General features: G+C 67.4%; 23 protein-coding genes. 10 read left to right on the forward strand and 13 right to left on the reverse strand.

Annotated features, from left to right (window positions below; translation table 11 throughout):
• Window positions 1-26: 26 nt before the first annotated feature.
• From ACTJKH_RS13550 to ACTJKH_RS13565, 4 genes are read left to right on the forward strand one after another with little or no spacing between them, the layout of a single operon-like run.
• Entirely contained in the window at window positions 27-1,265 is a 1,239-nt protein-coding gene (locus ACTJKH_RS13550; protein ID WP_440737352.1) for an aminotransferase class V-fold PLP-dependent enzyme, read from the forward strand.
• Between the two features lie 58 nt (window positions 1,266-1,323).
• The gene (locus ACTJKH_RS13555) at window positions 1,324-2,637 is read left to right on the forward strand and encodes an ABC transporter substrate-binding protein (RefSeq protein ID WP_210096054.1); all 1,314 of its coding nucleotides are present in this window, start codon (window positions 1,324-1,326) and stop codon (window positions 2,635-2,637) included.
• Window positions 2,638-2,640: 3 nt separating this feature from the next.
• A complete protein-coding gene (locus ACTJKH_RS13560) occupies window positions 2,641-3,591 on the forward strand; it encodes a carbohydrate ABC transporter permease (RefSeq protein WP_210096055.1) in 951 nt (316 codons plus the stop codon).
• On the forward strand, window positions 3,588-4,493 hold the full coding sequence (locus tag ACTJKH_RS13565) for a carbohydrate ABC transporter permease (RefSeq protein ID WP_259161644.1): 906 nt from the start codon (window positions 3,588-3,590) through the stop codon (window positions 4,491-4,493). The genes ACTJKH_RS13560 and ACTJKH_RS13565 overlap by 4 nt, the downstream gene beginning before the upstream one ends.
• Window positions 4,494-4,621: 128 nt before the next feature.
• On the opposite strand, the gene ACTJKH_RS13570 is transcribed toward ACTJKH_RS13565, so the two are convergent.
• The 3 genes from ACTJKH_RS13570 to ACTJKH_RS13580 all read right to left on the reverse strand — a co-directional run bounded on the left by ACTJKH_RS13570 (window position 4,622) and on the right by ACTJKH_RS13580 (window position 7,967).
• Window positions 4,622-5,635 carry an aldo/keto reductase family protein gene (locus ACTJKH_RS13570; RefSeq protein ID WP_440737353.1) on the reverse strand — a complete coding sequence of 338 codons (1,014 nt, stop codon included), beginning with the start codon at window positions 5,633-5,635 and terminating at the stop codon, window positions 4,622-4,624.
• Window positions 5,636-5,688: 53 nt separating this feature from the next.
• Window positions 5,689-7,320 carry a DUF4407 domain-containing protein gene (locus tag ACTJKH_RS13575; RefSeq protein WP_440737354.1) on the reverse strand — a complete coding sequence of 544 codons (1,632 nt, stop codon included), beginning with the start codon at window positions 7,318-7,320 and terminating at the stop codon, window positions 5,689-5,691.
• Window positions 7,321-7,388: 68 nt separating this feature from the next.
• Window positions 7,389-7,967 (reverse strand): TetR/AcrR family transcriptional regulator, encoded by a 579-nt coding sequence (locus ACTJKH_RS13580; protein WP_440737355.1) that lies wholly within the window; start codon window positions 7,965-7,967, stop codon window positions 7,389-7,391.
• 66 nt (window positions 7,968-8,033) lie between these two features.
• Here ACTJKH_RS13580 and ACTJKH_RS13585 point away from each other — a divergent pair, with 66 nt between their 5' ends.
• Entirely contained in the window at window positions 8,034-8,675 is a 642-nt protein-coding gene (locus ACTJKH_RS13585) for an NAD(P)H-dependent oxidoreductase (protein WP_440737356.1), read from the forward strand.
• On the opposite strand, the gene rlmN is transcribed toward ACTJKH_RS13585, so the two are convergent.
• Window positions 8,624-9,913: a 23S rRNA (adenine(2503)-C(2))-methyltransferase RlmN gene (gene rlmN / locus ACTJKH_RS13590; RefSeq protein ID WP_210096061.1), complete on the reverse strand. Its 1,290-nt coding sequence runs from the start codon at window positions 9,911-9,913 to the stop codon at window positions 8,624-8,626. The genes ACTJKH_RS13585 and rlmN overlap by 52 nt on opposite strands.
• 70 nt (window positions 9,914-9,983) lie before the next feature.
• Here rlmN and ACTJKH_RS13595 point away from each other — a divergent pair, with 70 nt between their 5' ends.
• From ACTJKH_RS13595 to ACTJKH_RS13610, 4 genes are all read left to right on the forward strand, one after another.
• A complete protein-coding gene (locus ACTJKH_RS13595; RefSeq protein ID WP_440737357.1) occupies window positions 9,984-10,538 on the forward strand; it encodes a ribosomal protein L7/L12 in 555 nt (184 codons plus the stop codon).
• Between the two features lie 54 nt (window positions 10,539-10,592).
• Window positions 10,593-11,231 (forward strand): bifunctional 4-hydroxy-2-oxoglutarate aldolase/2-dehydro-3-deoxy-phosphogluconate aldolase, encoded by a 639-nt coding sequence (locus ACTJKH_RS13600; protein WP_440737358.1) that lies wholly within the window; start codon window positions 10,593-10,595, stop codon window positions 11,229-11,231.
• Window positions 11,232-11,380: 149 nt separating this feature from the next.
• Window positions 11,381-11,968, forward strand: a complete 588-nt coding sequence (locus ACTJKH_RS13605; RefSeq protein ID WP_440737359.1) for an ankyrin repeat domain-containing protein — start codon at window positions 11,381-11,383, stop codon at window positions 11,966-11,968.
• 7 nt (window positions 11,969-11,975) lie between these two features.
• Window positions 11,976-12,725: a sulfite exporter TauE/SafE family protein gene (locus ACTJKH_RS13610; RefSeq protein WP_440737360.1), complete on the forward strand. Its 750-nt coding sequence runs from the start codon at window positions 11,976-11,978 to the stop codon at window positions 12,723-12,725.
• A gap of 44 nt (window positions 12,726-12,769) precedes the next feature.
• Here ACTJKH_RS13610 and ACTJKH_RS13615 read toward each other — a convergent pair whose 3' ends face one another.
• From ACTJKH_RS13615 to ACTJKH_RS13625, 3 genes are all read right to left on the reverse strand, one after another.
• Complete coding sequence (locus ACTJKH_RS13615) at window positions 12,770-13,603, reverse strand: SDR family oxidoreductase (protein WP_440737361.1); 834 nt, start codon at window positions 13,601-13,603, stop codon at window positions 12,770-12,772.
• 85 nt (window positions 13,604-13,688) lie between these two features.
• On the reverse strand, window positions 13,689-14,450 hold the full coding sequence (locus ACTJKH_RS13620; RefSeq protein WP_440737362.1) for an SDR family NAD(P)-dependent oxidoreductase: 762 nt from the start codon (window positions 14,448-14,450) through the stop codon (window positions 13,689-13,691).
• Between the two features lie 213 nt (window positions 14,451-14,663).
• On the reverse strand, window positions 14,664-15,320 hold the full coding sequence (locus ACTJKH_RS13625) for a hypothetical protein (RefSeq protein WP_440737363.1): 657 nt from the start codon (window positions 15,318-15,320) through the stop codon (window positions 14,664-14,666).
• Window positions 15,321-15,455: 135 nt separating this feature from the next.
• Here ACTJKH_RS13625 and ACTJKH_RS13630 point away from each other — a divergent pair, with 135 nt between their 5' ends.
• Entirely contained in the window at window positions 15,456-16,181 is a 726-nt protein-coding gene (locus ACTJKH_RS13630; protein ID WP_440737364.1) for a phosphotransferase, read from the forward strand.
• A 75-nt stretch (window positions 16,182-16,256) separates the two neighbouring features.
• Here the strand turns inward: ACTJKH_RS13630 and ACTJKH_RS13635 are convergent, their stop codons facing one another.
• The 6 genes from ACTJKH_RS13635 to ACTJKH_RS13660 form a co-directional block, all read right to left on the reverse strand.
• Window positions 16,257-16,730, reverse strand: coding sequence for a hypothetical protein (locus ACTJKH_RS13635; protein ID WP_440737365.1), 474 nt, complete (start codon window positions 16,728-16,730; stop codon window positions 16,257-16,259).
• Window positions 16,731-17,496: 766 nt separating this feature from the next.
• Entirely contained in the window at window positions 17,497-17,970 is a 474-nt protein-coding gene (locus tag ACTJKH_RS13640) for a hypothetical protein (protein WP_440737366.1), read from the reverse strand.
• A gap of 3 nt (window positions 17,971-17,973) precedes the next feature.
• The gene (locus ACTJKH_RS13645) at window positions 17,974-19,143 is read right to left on the reverse strand and encodes a hypothetical protein (protein WP_440737367.1); all 1,170 of its coding nucleotides are present in this window, start codon (window positions 19,141-19,143) and stop codon (window positions 17,974-17,976) included.
• Between the two features lie 16 nt (window positions 19,144-19,159).
• Window positions 19,160-20,275: a hypothetical protein gene (locus ACTJKH_RS13650; RefSeq protein WP_440737368.1), complete on the reverse strand. Its 1,116-nt coding sequence runs from the start codon at window positions 20,273-20,275 to the stop codon at window positions 19,160-19,162.
• Window positions 20,276-20,480: 205 nt separating this feature from the next.
• A complete protein-coding gene (locus tag ACTJKH_RS13655; RefSeq protein WP_440737369.1) occupies window positions 20,481-21,782 on the reverse strand; it encodes a hemolysin family protein in 1,302 nt (433 codons plus the stop codon).
• A 94-nt stretch (window positions 21,783-21,876) separates the two neighbouring features.
• A complete protein-coding gene (locus ACTJKH_RS13660; protein WP_440737370.1) occupies window positions 21,877-22,914 on the reverse strand; it encodes a TerC family protein in 1,038 nt (345 codons plus the stop codon).
• Between the last annotated feature and the right edge of the window lie 235 nt (window positions 22,915-23,149).

The raw sequence follows: 23,149 nt of genomic DNA on the forward strand, positions 1-23,149 counted from the left end.
TCCCCCTGACGCACCGACGAGGACCGATGCCCGCACCAGCCTTCCCCGCACCGCTCACGCTGAACTCCGGCATCCGAGCCCGTGATGCGTGGCCCCTCGACCCCGACGTGATCCACCTGAACCACGGGTCCTTCGGGGCGGTGCCCACCGCCGTCGTCGAACAGCAGGATGCTCTGCGCCGCCGCGCCGACCTCAGTCCCGTCGAGTGGTTCCCCCGCATCGCCGAGCGGGTGCAGCAGGCCCGCGAGCGCACCGCACCGTTCGTGGGCGCCTACGCCGAAGACAGCGTCTTCGTGCCCAACGCCTCGGCTGCGGCCACCGTGGTCTACAACTCGCTGCGGCTCGAGCTCGGCGACGAGATCCTCGTCACCGACCAGGGATACGGCGCGATCACGATGGGCGCGCAGCGCCTGGCGCGCCGCTTCGGAGCATCCGTCCGTGCCGTCGAGCTGCCGTTGCTGGCCTCCGACGACGAGGTCGTGCAGCGCTTCGCCGATGCACTCACCTCGAGCACGCGCCTCATCGTGGTCGACCAGATCACCTCTCCCACGGCCCGGATGCTGCCCACCCGCCGCATCGCCGAGCTCGCCGCCGAGCGCGGCATCCGCACGCTCGTCGACGGCGCACATGCCCCAGGTCTCGTGCCGGATGCCGCCGCGGTCGCCGGCGGCGACTGGTGGTTCGGCAACCTGCACAAGTGGCCCTGCGCCCCTCGCGGCTCGGCGCTGCTCGTCACGAACGCGCCCGACCGCGACGACCTCTGGCCGCTGATCGACTCGTGGGCCGCGAACGAGCCGTACCCCGAGCGTTTCGACACCCAGGGCACGATCGACGCGACCACCTATCTCGCCACCCCCGCCTCGATCGAGTTCATCGAAGCCGAGTTCGGCTGGCACAACGCCCGACTGGCGATGGCGCAGATGGCGGATGCCGGTGCCGAGATCATCGCCGAGGGCCTGCGCCCCTACGGCGACGAGGACCCGCTCACCCCTCTCCCCTCGCCCGTGCCCTCGATGCGGCTCGTGCGCCTGCCGCTCGGACTCGGCTCCACCCGCGAAGAGGCCGACGCGCTGCGCATGGACCTGCTCGACGAGACCGGCGTCGAGACCGCTTTCACGAGCTTCCGCGGCATCGGCTACTTCCGCCTGTCGGCGCACCTCTACACCGAGGCGTCCGACTTCGAGACCTTCGTCGAGCGCTGCATCCCGCAGATCCTGCGCCGAGCCGGCATCCGCACGAGTGCCGACTCCCTCATCGTTCCCTGACCCGACCCACCACCACCCACCACCACCCGACACACCACCACCAACTGAGAGGCACCTCGTGAAGAAGAACAGAATCTTGACGACCGCCGCGGGAATCGGCACCGTCGCCGCCCTCGCGCTCACCGGCTGTTCCGCAGGCGGCGGCGAATCCGCCGACGGCACCGTCACCCTGCAGATGGTCGAGAGCCTGACCAACCCTGCGCGCACCGACCTGATCCGCGGACTGCTCGACGAGTTCGAGGCCGACAACCCCAAGATCAAGGTCAACCTCGTCTCGCCGCCCACCGAGCAGGCCGACGCGAAGATCCAGCAGATGCTGCAGTCCGGCAAGGGCGTCGACGTCCTCGAGGTCCGCGACATCACAGTCGGTCCGTTCGCGAACAACGGCTGGCTGCACGACATCTCGGGCGACCTCGAGAAGTGGGACGGCTGGGATGCCCTGACCGACAACGCGCAGTCCGCATCCGTGGCCGCCGACGGCAAGAGCTACTTCGTGCCCTACGGCTTCTACGGCCTGTCGCTCTTCTACCGCACCGACCTGGTGAAGGATGCCGGCTTCGACGGCCCGCCGCACAGCTGGAAGGACCTGCTCGAGCAGGCCAGCGCCATCCAGGACCCGTCGAACAACATCTACGGCTACGCGTTCCGCGGCGGCCAGAACGCGAACAGCAACGTCGTCGCGGCGATCGAGGCGTACACGATCGACGACCTCGACGTCGATGACGCGTTCCTGATGGAGGACGGCTCGACGATCTTCGCGGCCCCCGAGGCGCAGGATGCCGTCGACGACTACTTCGACCTCTTCAAGGAGGCATCCCCGCCCTCGGCCGTGTCATGGGGCTACCCCGAGATGGTCGCCGGCTTCACCAACGGCACCACGGCGTTCCTGCTGCAGGACCCCGAGGTCATCGCGACGGTGCAGGACTCGTCGCTCACCGAGGACCAGTGGGACACCGCCCCGCTGCTCGTCGGCCCGTCGGGCAAGGCCGCGCAGCCTCTGGCCGTCGCCGGCTGGGGCGTCGCGGAGAACAGCGAGCACCAGGATGCCGCGGTCAAGCTCGTCGAGTTCCTCTCGTCGGCCGAGCCCGCGACCGAGTTCGCACAGGCCAACAGCCTCGTGCCGATCATCTCGGATGCCGCGGACGACGAGTTCTACTCGACCGGCCCGTGGACCAGCTACGTCACCATGACGGAGGACCCCGAGACGTACGTCAACGTGCGTCAGCCGCGTGGCGTCAGCTGGTGGACCGAGTGGATCCAGAAGTCCGACCAGGACGTGCAGAACGTGCTCCTGGGCAACATGAGCACCTCCGAGCTGCTCGAGTCGTGGGACACCTTCTGGACCGAGAAGTACGCTGCGGAAAAGGGCTGATCCGTGACCCGGACCACTCTCGAAGGGGGCTCCGTCGGCACCGCCGGCGGGGCCTCCCCGGCATCCCGCCGGCGCCGCCCCTTCCGTGGCCGCCATGCGCTGACGCTGCTGGCCTTCATGGCCCCGGCGATCGTGTTCGTGTGCTGGTTCACCTACTGGCCCATGCTGCAGGGTGCACGCATGGCCTTCCACGACTGGAACCTCTGGGACCTCACGTCGACCCCCTGGGTGGGCTTCGACAACTTCGTCACCGTCTTCCAGGACCCGGCCTTCCCCACCGTCGCGTGGAACTCGGTGCTGTGGGTCGTCGGCTCGCTCGTGCCGCAGCTCGTGATCGGCTTCCTGATCGCTCTCGCGCTGCGCAAGCGGTTCCGCTTCCGCGGCCTCTACCAGGCGCTCGTGTTCTTCCCCTGGGCAGTCTCGGGCTTCCTCATCGGGATGCTGTTCCGCTGGATGTTCAACGCCGAATTCGGCGTCGTGAACGACCTGCTCATGAAGGCGGGTGTGATCGACGCCCCGCTGCCCTGGCTGGCCGACCCGAAGCTCGCGATGTTCGCGGTCATCGTCGCCAACATCTGGTACGGCGTGACGTTCTTCGCGATCATGATCCTCGCCGCACTCCAGTCGGTGCCTGACGAGATGCTCGAGGCGGCGAGCCTCGACGGCGCGGGCAAGGTGCGCCAGCTCTTCTCGATCATCATCCCGTACATCTCGATGACGCTGCTGCTGACGATCCTGCTGCGCATCATCTGGATCTTCAACTTCCCCGACATCATCTACGCGATGACGAACGGCGGACCGGCGAACCAGACGCACATCATCACGACGTGGATGATCAACTACACCCAGCAGGGCAACTACGGCATCGCGAGCGCGATCGGACTCATCGTCGTCGCGTTCCTGTTCGTGTTCTGCGCGTTCTACCTGATGGCGATGCGGAGGGTCCAGCGATGACCATCACCGGAACCACGGTCACCGAGACCCGGCGTCTCACCGTCCCCGACCTCGCGAAGGCCCCTCGACCGAAGCGCAAGGTCTCGGTCGGCGGCGTCGTGCGCGTCGTCGGGCTCGGCCTCTGGCTCGTCATCACGCTGTTCCCGCTGTACTGGATCGCGCTGACGTCGTTCAAGTCGCCGGGGACGATCAACTCGTTCCCGATCGAGTACTGGCCCTCAGAGCCCTCGTTCGACAACTACGTGAGCCTGTTCCAGCAGAGCTCGTTCGGGGTCTTCCTCGGCAACTCGGCTCTCGTGGCGACGATCGCGGGTGCGGTGGCGACGCTGATCGCGCTGCTGAGCGCCTACGTGATCGCCCGCTTCGAGTTCCGCGGCAAGGGCACGGTGCTGGTCGCCTTCCTGCTGACGCAGATGATCCCCGCGTTCATCGCGCTCGGACCGCTGTACTCGATGATGACCGACCTCGGCCTGGTCGACACGAAGCCCGGCCTGATCCTCGTGTACATCGCGGTCTGCATCCCGTTCTCCACCGTCATGCTCCGCGGGTTCTTCGAGAACGTCCCCGACGCGCTCGAAGAGGCGGCGATGATCGACGGATGCTCGCGCTTCGGCGCCCTGTTCCGGGTGCTCGTGCCGGTGATGACCCCGGGCATCATCGCGGCGTTCATCTTCAACTTCGTGAACTGCTGGAACGAGCTGTTCCTGTCGGTCGTGCTGATGAACACGGATGAGAACCGCACGGTGCCGTCGGCCCTGAACGGCTTCATCTCCACGTTCAACATCGACTGGGGTTCGATGAGCGCCGCCGCCGTGCTGACGATCCTGCCGACCATGGCGATGTTCGCTCTCGCGAGCCGCTGGATCGTGCAGGGCCTGACCGCCGGAGCCGTCAAGGAATAGGTTTCGAATCGCGCACTTTGCAGAAATCTCCCGCGAGAAACAGCCAAGTGCGCGATTCGAAACCGGATGCGAACCATGACGAAGGCCGCCGTTCATCCGAACGGCGGCCTTCGTCGTGCGTGCGTCTGTCAGACCATGCGGGCCTTCGGCGACATCGAGTACGTGGCCTCGGCGTCGCGGTTGACCGTGTCGCCCAGCGCGGTGTCGATCGCCGCGAGCGTGTCGGCATCGAGCGTCACACCCGAGGCCTTGACCGTGTCGGCGAGCTGCTCGGGGCGCGAGGCGCCGACGAGGGCTGCGGCGACGTTCGGATTCTGCAGCACCCACGCGATCGCGAGCTGCGGCATCGACAGTCCAGCCTCCTCGGCGATCGGCTTGAGGCGCTGCACCGCGGTGAGGATGTCGTCCTTCAGGAAGCTCTTGATGAAGTCCGCGCCGCTGTGCGGGTCGGTGGCGCGCGAGCCGTCCGGTACGGGCTGACCGGGCAGGTACTTGCCCGAGAGCACACCCTGCGCCATCGGCGACCAGACGATCTGCGAGATGCCGAGATCCTGCGACGTCGGCACGACCTTGCCCTCGATCACGCGGTGCAGCATCGAGTACTGGGGCTGGTTCGAGATGAGCTGCACGCCGAGCTCCTTGGCGAGCGCGTGACCGTCCTGCAGCTGCTCGGCCGTCCACTCGGAGACTCCGATGTAGAGAGCCTTGCCCTGGCGGACGACGTCGGCGAAGGCCTGGAACGTCTCTTCCAGCGGGGTCTCGTAGTCGAAGCGGTGGGCCTGGTAGAGGTCGACGTACTCGGTGCCCAGGCGCTTCAGCGAGCCGTTGATCGACTCGAGGATGTGCTTGCGGCTCAGCCCGGTGTCGTTCGGGCCCTTGGGACCGGTCGGGAAGTAGACCTTCGTGAAGATCTCGAGGCTCTCGCGGCGCTGACCTTCGAGCGCCTTGCCGAGCACGACCTCGGCCGCGGTGTTCGCGTACGTGTCTGCGGTGTCGAACGTGGTGATGCCGGCGTCGAGCGCCGCGTGGACGGTCTTGACGGCGGCGTCGTCGCCGACCTGTGAAGCGTGGGTGACCCAGTTGCCGTAGGTGATCTCAGAGACCTTGAGACCGCTGTTGCCGAGATAGCGATAGTTGACCATGTCACAACGCTACCGGCCGCCGCAGGGGTCGGGCCCGGATCCCGTGACCGGTCTCAGACGCGGGGCTCGACCAACTGCTCCTGCTCCTCGAGCGTCTGCGCCTGGGCACGCTTCTCGGCGAGCTCGCGCTCCTCGGCCTGCGCGCGCTCCTGCGCGGCCTGCTCGGCCTCCTTGCGCCCGGCACGGGTCTGCGGCTCGCTCGGCCCTGCTTCGGCTTGGATGCCCTGCGACTGCTCGTTCACGATCGCCGCGCGGTCGCGGAAGCCCTCGGCGGTGACCTTGTCGAGGGCGACCTGCTTGCGGATCGCGGCCGCCTTCTCATACAGCGACGGGTCGCCGTACGACGTGAGCACCTTCACGAGCACCGGCAGCAGCTCGATCATGAAGAACAGCGCGGCGATCAGGATGTGCGCCCACAGGATCGTGGGCTCCTTCTCGCTGAGCCTGTTCAGTCCGCTGATCTGGCTGAGCAGTCCGATCGCGCCCGCGTTGCCGGATGCCACCGACTCGGCGCGCGCGTTGTAGGCGGCGAGCGCGGTGTCGTAGCTGTCGCGCGCGGCGGGCAGCTGAGACTTGGCCTCTTCGCGGTTCTGCGCCTCGGACGTGCTGGTGTTCTCCTTCGCGGCGGTACCGGCAGCGGCGAGCTCCTCGTTGGCGGTGCGCAGCTGTGCGGCGAGCCCGTCGTACGTCTGCTGCGCCTCGGCGAGCTGGGCCTTGGCGGCATCCGAGCTCGCGCCTTCGCCGTTCACGCCGGTGCAGCCGGGAACCGTGCCCGCGCCCTCACCCGTGAGCTCGCACTGGTACAGGATCCGCGCCTGGTCGATCACGGCCTGCTGATCGGTCATCTTGGCGGTGAGGTCGTCGACCGTGGTCTGCGCGGCGGACTCGCTCGCCGACGACGAATCGGTGCCGGCGACGACACCCGTGGCCGCTTGGTTCTCGAGCTCGGCGACGCGGTCGGATGCCGCATCCAGTGCCTTCTTCTCGGGGCCGGTCTCGAGCGCATCCTGGTCGGCCTGCGCCTGTGTGATGTTGGTCGAGGCGACCTCGCGCGAGATGTCGTTCTGGAAGATCTGCAGCACGAGGGGCTCGGCCACGACGAAACCGATGATCGCGGCCATGACGACTCTAGGGATCGCGAGACCGATGAGCTTCCACACGTTCCGCGTCGACGACATGGTCGAGGTGAGGAATCGGTCGAGGTTGAAGATGATCAGCGCCCACACGATCGCGAGCGGCACCGCGAGCCAGATCACGGCCTGGGCGCCCGTGGTCAGGGCGAACAGCATGGAGATCGCCGAGACCAGCGCGGTGCCGGCGAGCACGAAGAACATCTGCACGAATCGAGGGGTCTCGCCGGGCACCCGGTCGAGGATCTCGCCATCCGCTCCGCCGAGGATGGCGAGCGTGCGCAGACGCGATCCGGGCACGCGTGGCGTGCGCTCACGCGGCTGACGGCGGGGCTTCGGCTCACGCGCCGGACGGGCGGATGCCGCGGCATCCGTCTCCTGCTCCGGCTCGGCCGCGGGCGTCGGGTCGGCCTGCTGCGGCGCCTGCAGATCGGCGCCGGTGGGCTCGTACGCGCGCAGGAAGTCGAGGTCGTCCGTGTCAGCGTTCGGGTCGCTGTCGAGGATGATCCGACCCTGCGAGTCGAACCGTCCCGGGCGGTGAGCGGAATAGGGCATCCCGACAATCTACGAAAGGTCGCCTGTGGAAAACGTGCACGAACCCTGTGTCTCCGCCCCTGCGACGATCAGAGGAGTCGATGAGGCAGCATGCGACCGAGCGCCTCAGAGCTCGCGGCGAGCGCGTCGTCGAGCGAGAAATGCCCTGCCGCACACAGTGTTCCGAGTCCGTGCACGAGACCCCAGACCCCGGTGACGCCGCTCTCGCTGTCGAGGCCTGCGGCGACGGATGCGGTCGACAGCAGCTCTTCGAGCTCGGCGATCAGCGGCGCCATGGTCTCGCTGGGCTCCCCGGGGATGCACACGGTCGGGTCGTAGATCACGTCGAATCCGTGAGGGTGCTCGACCGCGAAGCGGATGTACGCGGCACCGCCCTCGATCGCGGCGGATCGCGGATCGGAGGCCTCTTCGATCGCCGCGCGCACCGCGACGACGAGGTCGGCCATGCTCCGCTCGGCGAGCACCTTGAGCAGCCCCCGACGGTCGGAGAAGTGGTGGTACGGGGCGTTGTGGCTCACATCGGCCGCGCGAGCGACCTCGCGCAGGCTGATCTCCTGGGCCGGCTTGTCGACGAGCAGCTGCATCGCCGCAGCCTCGAGGGCGTGGGCGAGGTCGCCGTGGTGATAGCCGGATCGGGAACTTGACACAAGCAACATTGTTGCCTATCTTGACAGTGTCCACCACTGCTTGACACTGTCAACATAGGAGCTCGCATGTCCACCGCACTGATCATCGACGGCCACCCCGACGCCCGGTCTCTCACCGCAGAACTCGCTCGGCGCTACGCCGCAGCGCACGGCGATGCACGCATCCTCGCGCTGCGCGACCTCGAGTTCGACCCGTCCCTGCGCTTCGGCTACCGCGAGCGCATGCAGCTCGAGCCCGACCTCATCGACGCCAAGCGCGCGCTCGCAGAGGCCGCGAACGTCGTGGTGTTCACTCCGCTGTGGTGGGGATCCGTGCCCGCCCTGCTCAAGGGCTTCTTCGATCGAGCACTGCTCCCCCAGCAGGAGTACCGCTACACGAAGCTCGGGCTGCCCGAGGGGCTGCTGCCGGCGCGCAACGGCCGCCTGTTCCTGCTCGCCGACACCCCGTGGTTCCTCACGCCGTTCACCGGGCTTCCCGCGCAGACGCACGTCGCCCGCGGCACGCTGCGGTTCTGCGGCGTCCGCTCGGTGCGCACGACCAGGATGCTGGGCGTCAAGGACGCGAGGCCTGAGCGCATCGAGTCATGGCTCGAGCGGGCCGAGTCGCTCGGCCGCCGAGACGGCCTCCGCGATCGCGCGAACGGCGCGGGCGGGGCTCAGGCCATCGCGGCCGACGCCGCTTCGTCCTCGGTCGTCGCGACGAGCTGACCGCAGGCACCGTCGATCTCCTTGCCGCGGGTGTCGCGCAGGGTGGTCGGGATGCCGGCGTCGTTGAGCCGGCGCACGAACTCGTTCTGCGCCTCGCGGGTCGACGAGGTCCAGATCGAGCCGGGGGTCGGGTTCAGCGGGATCGGGTTGACGTGCACCCAGCCGCGACCGCGCTCGTTGAGCTTGTCGGCGAGCAGGTCGGCACGCCAGGCGTGATCGTTCATGTCCTTGATCAGCGCGTACTCGATAGAGACGCGACGGCCCGTCTTCTCGTAGTAGTACCGAGCGGCGTCGAGGGCCTCATCGACCTTCCAGCGCGAGTTCACGGGGATGAGCTCATCGCGCAGGTGATCGTCGGGTGCATGCAGCGACAGAGCGAAGGTCACCGGGATGCCCTCGTCGGCGAGCTTCTTGATCGCCGGCACGAGTCCGACCGTCGACACCGTGATGCCGCGAGCGCTCATGCCCAGGCCGTCGGGCTGCGGTGCGACCATCGAGCGCACGGCATCCATCACGCGCTTGTAGTTGGCGAGCGGCTCACCCATGCCCATGAAGACGATGTTCGAGACGCGCTCCATCGAGTGGTCGTCGGACTTCTTGCCGCCGAGGCCGCCCTCGGCGATCAGCCGGTTGGCGCGGACGATCTGCTCGATGATCTCGGCGGTCGACATGTTGCGCGTGAGACCCGCCTGACCGGTGGCGCAGAACGGGCAGTTCATGCCGCATCCGGCCTGCGACGAGACGCACAGCGTGATGCGTCCGGGGTAGCGCATGAGCACCGACTCGACCAGGGCGCCGTCGTGCAGGCGCCACAGGAACTTGATCGTGTCTCCGCGGTCGGTCTCGAGGCGGCGCACCTCGGTCAGCAGCGGCGGCAGCATGCCGGCGACGAGCTGCTCACGGGTGTCGGCCGGGAGGTCGGTCATCTCGGCGGCATCCGACGTGTAGTGGCGGAAGTAGTGGGTCGAGAGCTGCTTCGCGCGGAATCCGGGGAGGCCCAGCTCCTTGACCTTCTCGACGCGCTCAGCCGGAGTGAGGTCGGCGAGGTGCACCGGCGGCTTGCCGCGCTTGGGGCTCGCGAACTGCAGCAGCGGCCGCCCCTCGGCATCCTTCTGCTGGGTCCAGCCCTCGGTCGCGGGGCGCACCTGCGGAGCCTTGGTGGAACGGACGGCTCCCGAACGGGACGACGCGGGTGCCGTGGCGGGGCGCGTCTCGCGCGTGCGGGGAGTCTCGGTCATACCTCCAGGGTACGCGGTGCCGGGTGGGAAGGCCCTGGGGCGGGGGCACACGCGTCCCTAGACTGAGCGAATGGACCTCTTCATCGCCGTCGGCAGCGTCATCGTGGTCATCGGCCTGGGTGCGGTGATCGTCGGGGCGGCGTTGAGATCCATGCGCCCCAAGGCTCCGGAGGCCCAGGTCTACACACCCTCGCCGACGATGGCGCGGTCTGTCGCCTCCACCTCCACGTCGACCGCGTCGGCCTCGCAGCTCACGCCCGCGGCGATCGCCGAGATCGACCGCCTGGTCGCTGCAGACAAGAAGATCCACGCCATCAAGCTCTACCGCGAGAACACGGGGGTAGGCCTGAAAGAGGCGAAGGACCGGATCGATCACTGGTCGGTCAGCACCACGGCTCCTCATCTCGCGGCCGTCTCGAACGCCTCGGCCGCGTACTCGTCGATCACCGCCACGCCGTCGTCGGTGCGTGGCGCCCTCCCGTCGTCCGTCGCGACAGAGGTCGACCGGCTCGTCGCGGCCGATCAGAAGATCCACGCGATCAAGCTCGTCCGCGAGCACACGGGCCTCGGGCTCAAGGAGTCGAAGGACGTCGTCGAGGCCTGGCCGCATCCGCGTCACTTGTAATTACAGGTTGCGGTCGGGGAGAATGGGGACGAACCCCACTCGAAGGAGCCCTCGATGCCCGACCGTCTCTCCCGCGCCCGCGCCACCGGAGTGCTCGCTGTGCTGCGCGCACCGTCGCCCGATCTCGCCCTCGAGGCCTCCGAGGCGATCATCCGCGGAGGAGTGACCGGCATCGAGGTGACCTTCTCGACCCCCGATGCCCCCGCGGTGATCCGCGAGCTCATCGCTCGCCATGGCGACGCCGCCTATATCGGCGCCGGCACGGTCACCACCGCCGAGCAGGCCTCCCTCGCCGCGGATGCCGGTGCAGAATTCCTCGTGAGCCCCGGGACGCTCCCCACGCTGACCCGCGCGATGCTCGACACCGGACGCGTCGTGATGACCGGCGCCATGACCCCGACCGAGGTCATGGGCGCGCTCGAGCTCGGAGTCGACGTCGTCAAGATCTTCCCGGCCTCCCTCGGCGGCCCCTCGTATCTCGGCGCGCTGCGCGGGCCGTTCCCGGATGCACCGCTGATGCCGACCGGCGGCGTCAGCCCCGACAACCTCGCCGACTGGTTCCGCGCCGGAGCCGTCGCGGTGGGTGCGGGCGGCGACCTCGCGAACGGCGCCTCGCTCAAGGCATCCGACTGGGCCGACATCGAGCAGCGCTCAGCCCGCTTCGCCGCAGCGCTCGCTGCCACCCGCAGCTGATCCGGTTCTCATGCGAGTTTGGTATACCAGAACGCATGAGAACCCGAAGGATGCTGGTCGTTACCGCCCTCGCGAGCGTGCTCACGCTGGGAGCGACGGCCTGCACTTCGCCACTCGCCAGCCCGCCGCCTTCGTCTGAGGAGTCCTCCATGTCTGACAGCACTCGTGATCTCTTCGACGCCGCCGCCGCGGGTGACGCGGATGCCGTGCGCACCGGCCTCGCCGCTGGAGCCGACATCGAGGCCCGTGGTGACGGCGGCATGACGGCACTCGTTGCCGCGACCAAGGCGAATCACGTCGACGCGGCCCGGGTGCTCATCGAGGCCGGAGCCGACGTGAACGCGAAGGACGACATCCACGACTCGGCCTATCTGTATGCGGGCGCCCGCGGACACGACGAGATCCTGCAACTCACGCTCGAGAACGGCGCCGACCTCGCGAGCACGAATCGCTTCGGGGGCACCGCGCTGATCCCGGCATCCGAGCGCGGGCTGCTCTCGACCATCGGCATCCTGCTCGACGCGGGCGTCGACCCGAACCACATCAACAATCTGAACTGGACGGCCCTGCACGAGGCGATCGTCCTCGGCGACGGCTCGGCCACGTACGTCGAGGTCGTGCGCGCACTGATCGCCGGCGGCGCCGACATCACGATCCGCGACGGTGACGGCGTGCTGCCCCGCGACCTCGCCGCCGCCCGCGGCTACGACGACATCGTCGCCCTGCTGGAACGCTGATGACCCGGTGATCGAACTCGCACCTCTCGCCTGGGCGGCGCTCGGCCTCGCGGCCGTCACGATCGGCATCTCGAAGACCGCGCTCCCCGGCGGCAGCATCCTGGCCATCGCGCCCTTCGCAACCGTGCTGCCCGCGCGCACGTCGACCGCGGCGATGCTCCTGCTGCTCATCGTCGGCGACGTGTTCGCGCTCATCACCTACCGCCGTCACGCGCACTGGCCGACTCTGCTGCGTCTCGCCCCCGCGGTCATCGCCGGGCTCGTCGCCGGGTTCGCGTTCCTCGCGCTCGCGGGTGACGGGATCGTGCGGCGGGCGATCGGCGTGATCCTGCTCGCGATGATCGCCGTCACCCTGTGGCGCCGATGGCGACAGAATAGAGCGAATGCCGTGGCACCCGCTCCCGGCGGCCTGGTGCTCTCGGGGGTCTACGGCACCCTCGGCGGCTTCACGACCATGGTCGCGAACGCCGGCGGACCCGTCATGTCGATGTACTTCCTCGCGACCCGCACACCCGTGCAGGTGTTCCTCGGCACCTCGGCCTGGTTCTTCGCGATCATCAACCTCGTGAAGATCCCGTTCCTCGCAGGGCTCGGCCTGTTCGAGGGACACGTGCTGCTGATGGATGCCGTGCTCGCGCCGCTCGTCGTGATCGGCGCTCTCGCCGGCATCCGTCTCGCGAAGCGCATGAACCAGGTGCTGTTCGACCGCATCGTGATCGTGCTGACGATCGCCGGCGCGCTCTACCTGCTGTTCTGACCGGGCGCCGCGCTCACTCCGACCCGGCCCCGCCTGACCCGGGCTCAGTCGAGGAAGATGTCGGGGAAGAGCCGGTCGTCCGGCGTTCCGGGCACCGCCGCGTAGCGCGAGAAGTCGGTCACGCCGTCGGCTTCGAGCACGTCCTCGACGATCAGCGTCTGCCCCGTGTATTCGGCGGCGGGCTTGAGCAGCACCGCGTAGGCGGCATCCGCATAGATGTCGGCCGTGCGGCTCGCGGCCATGACCTTGTCGCCGCCGAGCAGGTTCTGCACCGCAGCCGTGGCGATCGTGGTGCGCGGCCACAGCGTGTTGGCGGCGATGCCGTCGCGGGCGAACTCGGCTGCGAGACCGAGCGTCACCATCGTCATGCCGAACTTCGCGAGCGTGTACCCGGTGTGCGCGCCGAGCCACTTCGGCGTCGGGTTCAGGGGCGGTGACAGCGAGAGGATGTGCGGGTTCTCGGCATCCTTGAGGATCGGCACGGCGGCGCGCGACAGCATGAACGTGCCGCGGACGTTGACGTCCTGCATCAGGTCGTACTTCTTCGCGCCGAGGTCGAGCGAGCGCGAGAGGTCGATGACGCTGGCGTTGTTGATGACGATGTCGATGCCGCCGAACTCGCCCTGGGTCTTGAGCACGGCTTCGGTGATGTCATCGTCGTCGCGCACGTCGCCGACGATCGGCAACGCCCGTCCGCCCGCGGCCCGGATCTGCTCGGCCGCGGAGTGCACCGTGCCCTCGAGCTTGGGGTGCGGGGTGTCGGTCTTCGCGAGCATCGCGATGTTCGCGCCGTCAGCCGCGGCGCGCAGGGCGATCGCGAGGCCGATGCCGCGGCTGCCGCCCGACATGAGGATGGTCTTGCCTGCCAGTGTGCTCATCAGCCACCTTCTCGTTCGAATCGCGTGAATTGCAGTTTTGCGGGCTCGAATCTCACCAAGTGCGCGATTCGAACGCCGGGAAGTTCTACTTCGGCGCCATCCGGATGGCACCGTCGAGGCGGATCGTCTCGCCGTTGAGGTAGCCGTTCTCGACGATCTGCTGCACGAGGGCGGCGTACTCGTCGGAGCGGCCGAGCCGCGAGGGGAACGGCACCTGCTGACCGAGTGAGTCCTGCGCCGCCTGCGGCAGACCCATCAGCATCGGGGTCTCCATGATGCCGGGGGCGATGGTGCAGACGCGGATGCCGTAGCGGGCGAGCTCACGAGCCACGGGAAGGGTCATGGCGTGGACGCCGCCCTTCGAGGCGGAGTACGCGGGCTGGCCGATCTGACCGTCGAAGGCGGCGACGCTCGCGGTGTTCACGATGACGCCGCGGTCGCCGTCATCCGTCGCGTCGTTCTTCGCGATCACGGCGGACGCCTGCGAGAGCACGTTGAACGTGCCGACGAGGTTGATGCGGACGATGCGCTCGAAGTCGGCGAGCACAGCCGGGTTGCCGTCGCGGTCGAGCACCTTCGCGGGTGGGGCGATGCCGGCGCAGTTGACCACGATGCGAAGAGGCGCTGCGGCCTGAGCGGCGGCGGCGGCTGCGGCCGCGTCATCCGCGCTGGTGACATCTCCGGCAGCGAACACTCCGCCGAGCTCGTCGGCGATCTCCGCTCCGGCTGACGACGGGAGGTCGAGGATGGTCACGACGGCACCGGCCGCGGCCAGTCGGCGTGCGGTGGCGAGGCCCAGACCGGACGCACCTCCGGTGATGAGAGCACTCGAGCCCTGGATCTGCATGCGGTTCTCCTTCGAAACGTGTGCGACTCGGTGTCAGTTTACCTGATCCCGAGTATCAGCTGATCGCGCGGCCGAGCTGCCGGCGACCAGCCGTCGATCCGAGCCTACGACACCCCCGCTGACGCGCACCGGGGCGAAGGAGCACCCCGGTCACACACACGACGAAGGGAGAGGACCCCCACAGTCCTCCCCCTCCGTCGCGGCTCTGTGCGCTCAGACCTCGATCTGAGCGGCGATCCCCTTGAGCTTGTGACGCGCGAGGGCGAGGTTCGCCGCCGCCCGGTTCAGCACGAGGTAGATGAACAGCCCGTTCGCGCTGGTCGTGTTCAGCACGTTGATGAGGTGGTACTGCGAGCTCAGCGTGATGAGGATGTCGTCGATCTCGTCGGTCACCCCGAGATCGCGCATCGTGGCGAGCTTCGCGCGCACGACGTTGGAGTTGCCGGCCGCGGCGATGCCGAGGTCGAACGACGGGTTGCCGCCCTGGGCGAGCGCCATACCGCTGCCGTAGTCGACGATCGCGGCGCCGGTCGCGCCCTCGATGGCCAGCAGCTGCTGCAGGGCGTCGTCAAGTGAACTCATGTCGTACTGCTCCTCTAGGGTCTTGCGTGATTCGCCGACCGGTTCGTCGGCGCGATCGTCGGGTGGTCCGTCGACCGTGGCCTCCGTGCCGCCTTCGGCCCAGATCCATTGCACGAACTGGTCGAGGTCATGCTCGGAGGGCTCCTGCGATGAGATCGCCGGTGCCTTGGGCAGACCGACCGAGAGTCCCGGCGCCGCATCCGAACCGTCGGTCGCGGAGTCCGGCGATGCGGCGTCGGCATCGCTGCCGTGCCTTCGCCACCACTGCGACCGGGACGAAACGCGCACGAAGACCTCTGTGTGTCGATGGATGGGTGAAGAGGCCGCCGACGGCGGCCCGAACCGACACTAACCGCGGGCGAGCCCCCGGAACCGGGAGAATATGTGCATACCGATATACGCTCTGACCGGGGGAACCGACGTATGAGCATTCCGGACGTATCGACAGAGATCCCGGCACGCGCGCGCGCACTCGCGGGCACCGCGGCGCTGAGCCCGGTCTGGCTGAACGGCATCGGCGGACTCACGTTCCGCACCGACGACGGCCGCTACATCAAGTGGGGTCCGCACGACGCCGAGGCGAACATGCGCGACGAGGCCGAGCGCATGCGCTGGGCGCGGCAATGGATCGTCGTGCCCGAGGTTCTCGCACAGGGGCAGGATGCCGATCACGAGTGGCTCGTCACGGCGGCGCTGCCCGGTCACAGCGCCGTGGACGCGAGGTGGATGGACGAGCCCGCGACAGCGGTGCGCGCTGTCGGAGAGGCGCTGCGCACCCTGCATGACGCGCTGCCGGTCGCCGAGTGCCCGTGGACCTGGGACCCCGCGTGGAGGATCGCGAACGCCGAAGAGCGAGGCGTCACCGTGCCCGCGGACCTGCGCGACCCTCCGCCCGTCGACCTGCTCGTCGTCTGTCACGGCGACACCTGCATGCCGAACACCCTGCTCGACGACGATGGTCGCCCGCTCGCGTACGTCGACATGGCCGCTCTCGGCACGGCCGACCGCTGGGCCGACATCGCGGTCGCCTCGATGAGCACCCGTTGGAACTTCGGTCCCGGGTGGGAGGACGCGCTCATCGAGGCGTACGGGGTTGAACCCGACCGGGAGCGGCTCGAGTACTACCGCCGGCTGTGGAACGAGAGCTGAGTCGTCACCCCGGCCCGCCCGTCCCGAAGCAGAATCGCCTGTCGACCGCCGACACTCGCCACAACCGGCCCGGCCCTACGCAAGCCCGACGCCGATGAGGATGACAACGACCGCAAGTCCGTATGCGAGGGCATACTCGACGATCACGCGCCGGCGCTCCGGAGGCAACTTTGGCAGACGTCCTTCGACAGGCTCGGAACCGGCCGAAGAGTCGTGACCGCAGGTGTCGTCGTGGTTCTCAACAGGCTCATCTTCGCGTCCCACGCGGACGCGGCCGATTACCAGTCGAACTGCCGCGGTCAATGCCAAAGCAACGCCGATCCCGACGACCAAGACTCCGGGCACCCTCCAGCCATCGACCGGAAGGCACTTCTCCACCCACCCCAGCAGCCAATCCCCACTGACAAGCAAAGCTGCCACGCCGATGACACCCGCGAACCACAGAGGCGTCGCGTTCGCGAGGCTCCTCTGGAAGCCGCCGCCATCTCGGTAGACGGCGCGCATAAGCAGTATCAACCAGGAGCTGAGAACGGTTGCCGCGACCCCCATCCCGAAGCCCAGAAGGTACGAAAACCCCGAGGGAAAACAACTCGAATCCACTAACGCATCACCAGTAGTAGTTGAACATGATGGAGCGACCGACACCCTGGGGACACGGGCCATGAAATCCGGGAGCATCACTCGACATGCTGCGGGCCACCCTCTCGACCGACTCGAAGCGAGCGGCGAGGGCCGATCCCCGCGCCCTCTTCGATCCCGAGCCAACGATTCAGACTCTCTGCGATTCTTCGCGCTGTGCACAGATTGCATGCGGTACCGCCAAGGCGGACTCGACGGCCGCCTTGGAATTCCAGGATCAGCTCACCGCTCTGCAACCGCCCGCCGTACACAGTCCACCCGAGGACGAAAAAGAAACCGTAATAGGGTTCGGCGCGGAAGCGAGCGACAGCTCGCCTCCGATACTCGCGCCGAGACAACCACGAGGTGACCCTGACATGCTCTTCCGCGACACGAAGCCCGGTCAGAAACACTCTGACCCAGAGCCATAGACACACTGCAAGAGCCCCGACAACGATGACCCATACGATGACGGGAGCATCCGTCGCAGGGCCAAGCAACAAGATCAAGGGGCAAATGCCGAGGAACACGGAAGAGGCCCCGAGTCGCCTCGCCCGTTCGGCGCGCGCCCTCTTGCCCAAGGCGTCATCCGGCGGTGGCATCGAACCTCCATACTCGGAACGCCCCACAGAGGTTCGCAGACTTGCACCTCTTCGCCATCCAGTGCAACTGGGTCCCACGGGGAGCGAAGAGAAGGTCAGCGAGGGTTTAGACCGAGGGCTTCGCGCATGCTCCGCGCGAGTCGAAGAACTGCATTTCTGCGCCCAACCGTACACGGTAGATACATCAGGCGCCCTCCGACGAGCTCCAGCTCGATCATGCGAATAGAACCCACAATCGGCAACCATCCGACTCCCGCACCACCCAACCCGAAATAGCGCTGCTTGTTGACCACCGACACCTCGCCTTCAACGAAACGATAGGTGCGAAACCACGAGGACACGACCACCAGTCCCGCGCTCATCGACACGCCGAGGAACAGTGACCGCGTGAACGCCGCGAGCGCGATGCCATACACGGGCGCGCCGATCCACCAGAATGGCGATCCCCAGCTCAGAGCCGCGATGAACCCACTCCACACCGAGCCCCACAAGAAGCTTCCCACTCGGGCCCCGATCGCCGGCACCGTCACCCACTCCGACCGATTTCTGTCTGCGGCTTCCCGTTCCACGGTTCAGCCGGCGGATCGCAGGTGGCGCAGTTGAGTGGCGGTGTCAGACCCGAGGATCGTTCGCGCGAGGGATGCCACCTGTTCAGCTTGTTCGCGTGTCGGAAAGTAGACCGCGGTGAAGTCACCTTCCGAATCGGGTTCGGGGTCGAGCGTGGCGCCCTGGGCACGGAGCTCTGCGACGGCGCTGAGGATCAGGAGCTCGCCGTGCCTCCCACCCGCGACCGCGCCCTCGAGCTCGTCCACGGATGCGGCCAGGTTCTCGAACCGTGACATGAACACGCCCCACGACTCACCATCGCCCGCGTCGTCGACCACGATCTCCTCCGCATCACTGCCACGCGGGGCGTCGTCGACGATCCATCCCGCAGCCCGCCATCTCGCAATCACCTCTGCCGGCGGATACGGGGACAGATCGATCAGGAAAGCCCAAGGCAAGGCGGGAACCAGATCCCATGGCTCCCCGGTCCCGACCCCCTTGAACCGCAGTTTCGACAGCTTCGGCAGCTTGGAGAGCACGGATAGCGCGGAGACATCATCACAGCTCGTGACCTCGAGTTCGGTGAGGTTCGTCATCGCGGACAGCTGGCCGAGGTCGAACTGCGCCGGCCCCCGACGCTCCAGTCGTCTGATCGCTTCCGGGTGAGCAAACTCCGGCAGAGTGATCTGGGATCGCCCTCCCTCCTGCTCGAAGTATTCAACGGGCGCGGTCACGCGCGCGAAAGACTTCGGGATAGCGCCCCATACCTGCAGAAAACGCAGACCTGGATTGCGAAGAACCGATGAGACCCCTCTCTTGATGTCCCCGCGGAACTCTTCAAGGCTCGAAAGGAGGGAGAGATCGAGAACGTCGGCGCACTGGCCCACGGTGAACTCGAAAGAGCGTAGATTGCGCGCCCCCGAGAGTACGTCAAGTCCGGTGATTCGATTGGCTGTTGCGAGCTGCAGATCGCGAAGCTCCGAGATCAAAGGCGCCAAGCGTGCCAGCGATGTCGTTGTTCCGGTCCCCGAGCCTCCCATAATCGAGAGGCGCAGGCCCGCATCCACGGCAGCACGGAGCTCATCGATGCTGACGTCGTCCAGATTGTCTGAATCCAGGCCGTACTCCCGACCCTCTGTGCCATCGAGTCGAAACCACGTGCCGATGTTCTCCCGTTTGAGACTGACGTCGTTCACTTGCTCTCCTTCACCATCAGCGGTTCGTAATTCGCCGCGTTCCGCCACTGCGGCCCCATCCGCTGGCACCGGCCGCACGCTGTGCGAACGATCTGATCGTTTGAGCGAAACCGTTCGTACCTTGGTTGTTCCGCACCGTGCGGCCGTTGTGCGCCGGATCGGTAAATTTCGGCGGCAGGGGACTCTTAATCGAGACTCGAGTCCGATTCCGCAGCTCCACGGTTTGTAACAAGGTTCTCATCTTTCTTGTCTCGATTGAGAACATGGTTGCCCTCGAGGTACCAGGCTTGACCCAATCGACTTCGACTTTGAGCACAGACCGGGTGCCTATCCAGCCGCGTGCGTGCTCTAGCATTCGTCGGTGTACGTTGTTCGACATTCCGACGTACGCGGTGCCATCGGTGAGGTAGATGGTGTAGATGCCGGGGCGCCGCCAGTCATCGGAATCTTCGGACGCACGCCCTGAAGTATCGTGAGCGCCGATCGGGTCGGTGGGCCAGACGTAGTCGTTGTCGACGCCGCCTTCGACGGGGTCGACTTGCAGGAAGCGTCCGAGTGCGGGCACGTACACCCGCGCACCCATTTCGATAACGAGGGCTGTCGACTCCGCTTCCACGGGCTTGCGCACGCCCTGATGCCATCCGCTGCCCGTCTCAGACTGGTCAGCCCGGTTCGCGGTCACCGTGCCGATCGCGAAGGTGCTCATGTCCTGGGGCTGCCCGAACGGGTCGAAGAGCTGAATGTCGCTGTGACCGGTGCCGTTACCTGTTACGAGTGTGTGGCCCAGTAGCTTCGGGTACTGCCAGGATGGCGACGCCGCCAAGGTCACGGAGACTCCACCGGGGAGTGCGATCGATCGCGTCAGCACATCGCCGGTCTTGGTCGCGAAGGGCACGTCATCACCCGCGGAGTACAAGTACGTGGTCGTCGCCGCAGGATCACCGGCCGCTGCACCGAGCGGGTCCACGGTGCGGGAGACGACGCGACCATCGGCATCCCGAGCGATACTCGTCGTCGTGCCGTCCGCATATGTCGAGCTCGCGTGCCGACCGGTCGCGTCGTATGTCAGGACCACGTCGCCGAGCTTGGTGGTGTTTCCCGCCGCGTCGTAGGTGATGTCCGATGCGGCCAACCCGTTCGCGATCGAGTCCGCGCCGGGCGCGGGGTTCGCGACGGTCGCCGGCAGTAGACGGTCTGCCCAGTCGCACTGGTAGCTCGTTGAGGTGGTGACGGCGGGCCCGCCGGCGCGTGGGGTGCAGACGTCGGTCAGGCTCGTCCGATTGCGCGGACCGGAGCGGCTCGAGTACTACCGCCGGCTCTGGAACGAGACCTGAGTCTCACTCCCCAGACGCTGAGGGCGCATCCGCATCCGCATCCTCATGCAGCACGACCCGGATCTCTGCGATCCGTCGCCGGTCGATCGCCGTCACGCGGATCGTCGCGCCGGGCACCTCGACCGAGTCGCCGACCACCGCGAGGCGTCCGAGCATCTCGGTCACGAATCCGGCGACCGTGTCGGAGGCCCCGCGGGGCAGCTCGATGCCGGTGATCTCGGCGAAGTCCTGCAGGTTGAGGCGACCGTCGAGTGCGCCGCCGGCATCCGGCATCCGCTCTTCGGTGTCGTACTCGTCGAAGATCTCGCCGACGACCTCCTCCACGAGGTCCTCGAGGGTGACGATGCCGTCGGTTCCGCCGTACTCGTCGACGACCACGGCGATCTGGTGGCCGGCCGCGCGCATACGGGTCAGCGTCGGCAGCACACCGGCCGTCGAGGGCACGTACTCGACGGGGCGCATGAGGCCCTGCACCGAGCGCGTCGCGTCCTCGGCCGCCGCCTCGAACAGGTCGCGCACGTGCACGAAGCCGACGATGTCGTCGAGCGAGGCGTCGATCACGGGGTACCGCGAGAACGGCAGCTCCCGCACCTGCGTGATGGCGTCCGCAAGCGTCGATGCACCGTCGAGCGCGACCACCTCGGGGCGAGGCCGCATGACCTCGCTGACCTGACGCCCGCGCAGTGACAGCACGTCGTCGAGGATCCGCCGCTCGTCGTCGGGCAGGCTCTGGTGCGTCGCGACGATGTCGCGCAGCTCCTCGTCGCTGAGCTCGTCGGCCGTCTTGTGGGGGTCCCCGCCGAGCAGACGCACGAGCGCGTTGGTCGAGATCGAGAGCAGCCAGATCACCGGACGCATGACGGTGGCGAAGCCGTCGAGCACCGGCGCGACCGCGTAGGCGAACTGCGCGTTGCGCTGGATCGCGAGACGCTTGGGTACCAGCTCGCCGAGCACGAGCGACAGGTACGCGATCACCAGCGTCAGCAGCACGGTCGCGAGCGTCATGGCCAGCGGGGCCGCGACGCCGAGGTTCTCGAGCAGCGGCGCCACCGACGGGGCGATCGATGTCGCGCCGTAGGCCGCCGAGGCGAATCCGGCGACGGTGACGCCGATCTGCACGGCCGACAGGAAGGTGTTGGGGTTGCGGGCGAGGCCCGCGACCTTCTCGCCGCGTTTGCCTCGGGCGGCGATCGCGTTGAGCTGGCTCTCGCGCAGCGTGACCAGGGCCATCTCGGTCGCGGCGAACACTCCGCCGACGAGCACGAAGACGAACACCAGGGCGATGTTCAGTGCGAGGTCGCCCATCAGCGGGTCACCTCACGAGCTGCGAGGGCGCCCGAGGTCATTCGGGCGCCGGGTCTGTCAGGGTCTGCGGACGCGTCGGATCGGCGCGAGGTGTTCACGAGTGTTCCTTTTCGGTGTCGGTGGTGAGCGGAGCAGAGGTGGAGGAGGAGTTGTCGAGCGCGTCGCGCTTGTCGTCGCGGCGCGTCTTCATGAGGCTCGCGACGGTGGCGACGGCGATCGTCGCGCCGATGAACACGAGCGAGAACCAGATCGGGATCTCGGGAGCCCACAGCATCGGCTCGCCGCCGTTGATGAACGGCAGCTCGTTGACGTGCATCGCGTGCAGCACGAGCTTGACGCCGATGAAGGCGAGGATGACCGCGAGGCCCTGCGCGAGGTACACGAGGCGCTGCAGCAGACCGCCGATGAGGAAGTACAGCTGGCGCAGACCCATGAGGGCGAAGGCGTTGGCCGTGAAGACGATGTACGCCTCTTCGGTCAGACCGTAGATCGCGGGGATCGAGTCGACGGCGAAGATCAGGTCGACGAAGCCGATCGCGATGATCACGAGGAACATCGGGGTGAAGAAGCGCTTGCCGTCGCGCTGCACGGTCAGGCGGTCGCCGTTGTACTCATCGCTCACCGGCAGGATGCGGCGCACGAAGCGCATGAAGCGACCGTTGGCCGGGTCGGACTCGCCGTGTGCGAAGGCCTGGCGGTACGCGAGGAACAGCAGCAGGGCGCCGAACAGGTAGAAGATCCACGAGAAGTTCTCGATCAGCGTGGCGCCCAGGGCGATGAACCCACCGCGCATGATCAGCGCGATCACGATGCCGATCATCAGCACCTTCTGCTGATACATCCGCGGCACGGCGAACCCGGTCATCACGATCAGGAAGACGAAGAGGTTGTCGATCGACAGCGCCTTCTCGGTGAGGTACCCGGCGAAGTACTCGCCGCCGTACGTCCACCCCGAGACGGTGCCGATGCCGACGCCGAACAGCAGCGCGAGACCGATGTAGAAGGCCGACCAGCGGGCGGACTCGCCGATGGTGGGCTCATGCGGCTTCCGCACGTGCGCGAAGAACTCGTACACGAAGAAGGCGATCGTGACGGCGATCGTGATGATCCACACGAGGGGCGTGATGTTCAAGGAGGTCTCCAAAAGACGTAGGCGTGACGATGTCGACGCCAAGGTCTTCTCCATCTTCGAGAACGAAGACCGGGGACCCGGGATGCAGGGACATCCGTAATGACGAGCCGCCCGTGGTGGAGTACTCCCCTTGGGTTCATTCGATGCTAGCGAATACATCGGCATTCCGGCTATGAGAAAGCTGAGTATGCGCTGACGGTGTACGCGCCCGCCGTGCGCACCGGCTGTGGGATGC

It is taken from the genome of Microbacterium sp. 22215 (assembly GCF_052045655.1).
Lineage (GTDB): Bacteria > Actinomycetota > Actinomycetes > Actinomycetales > Microbacteriaceae > Microbacterium > Microbacterium phyllosphaerae.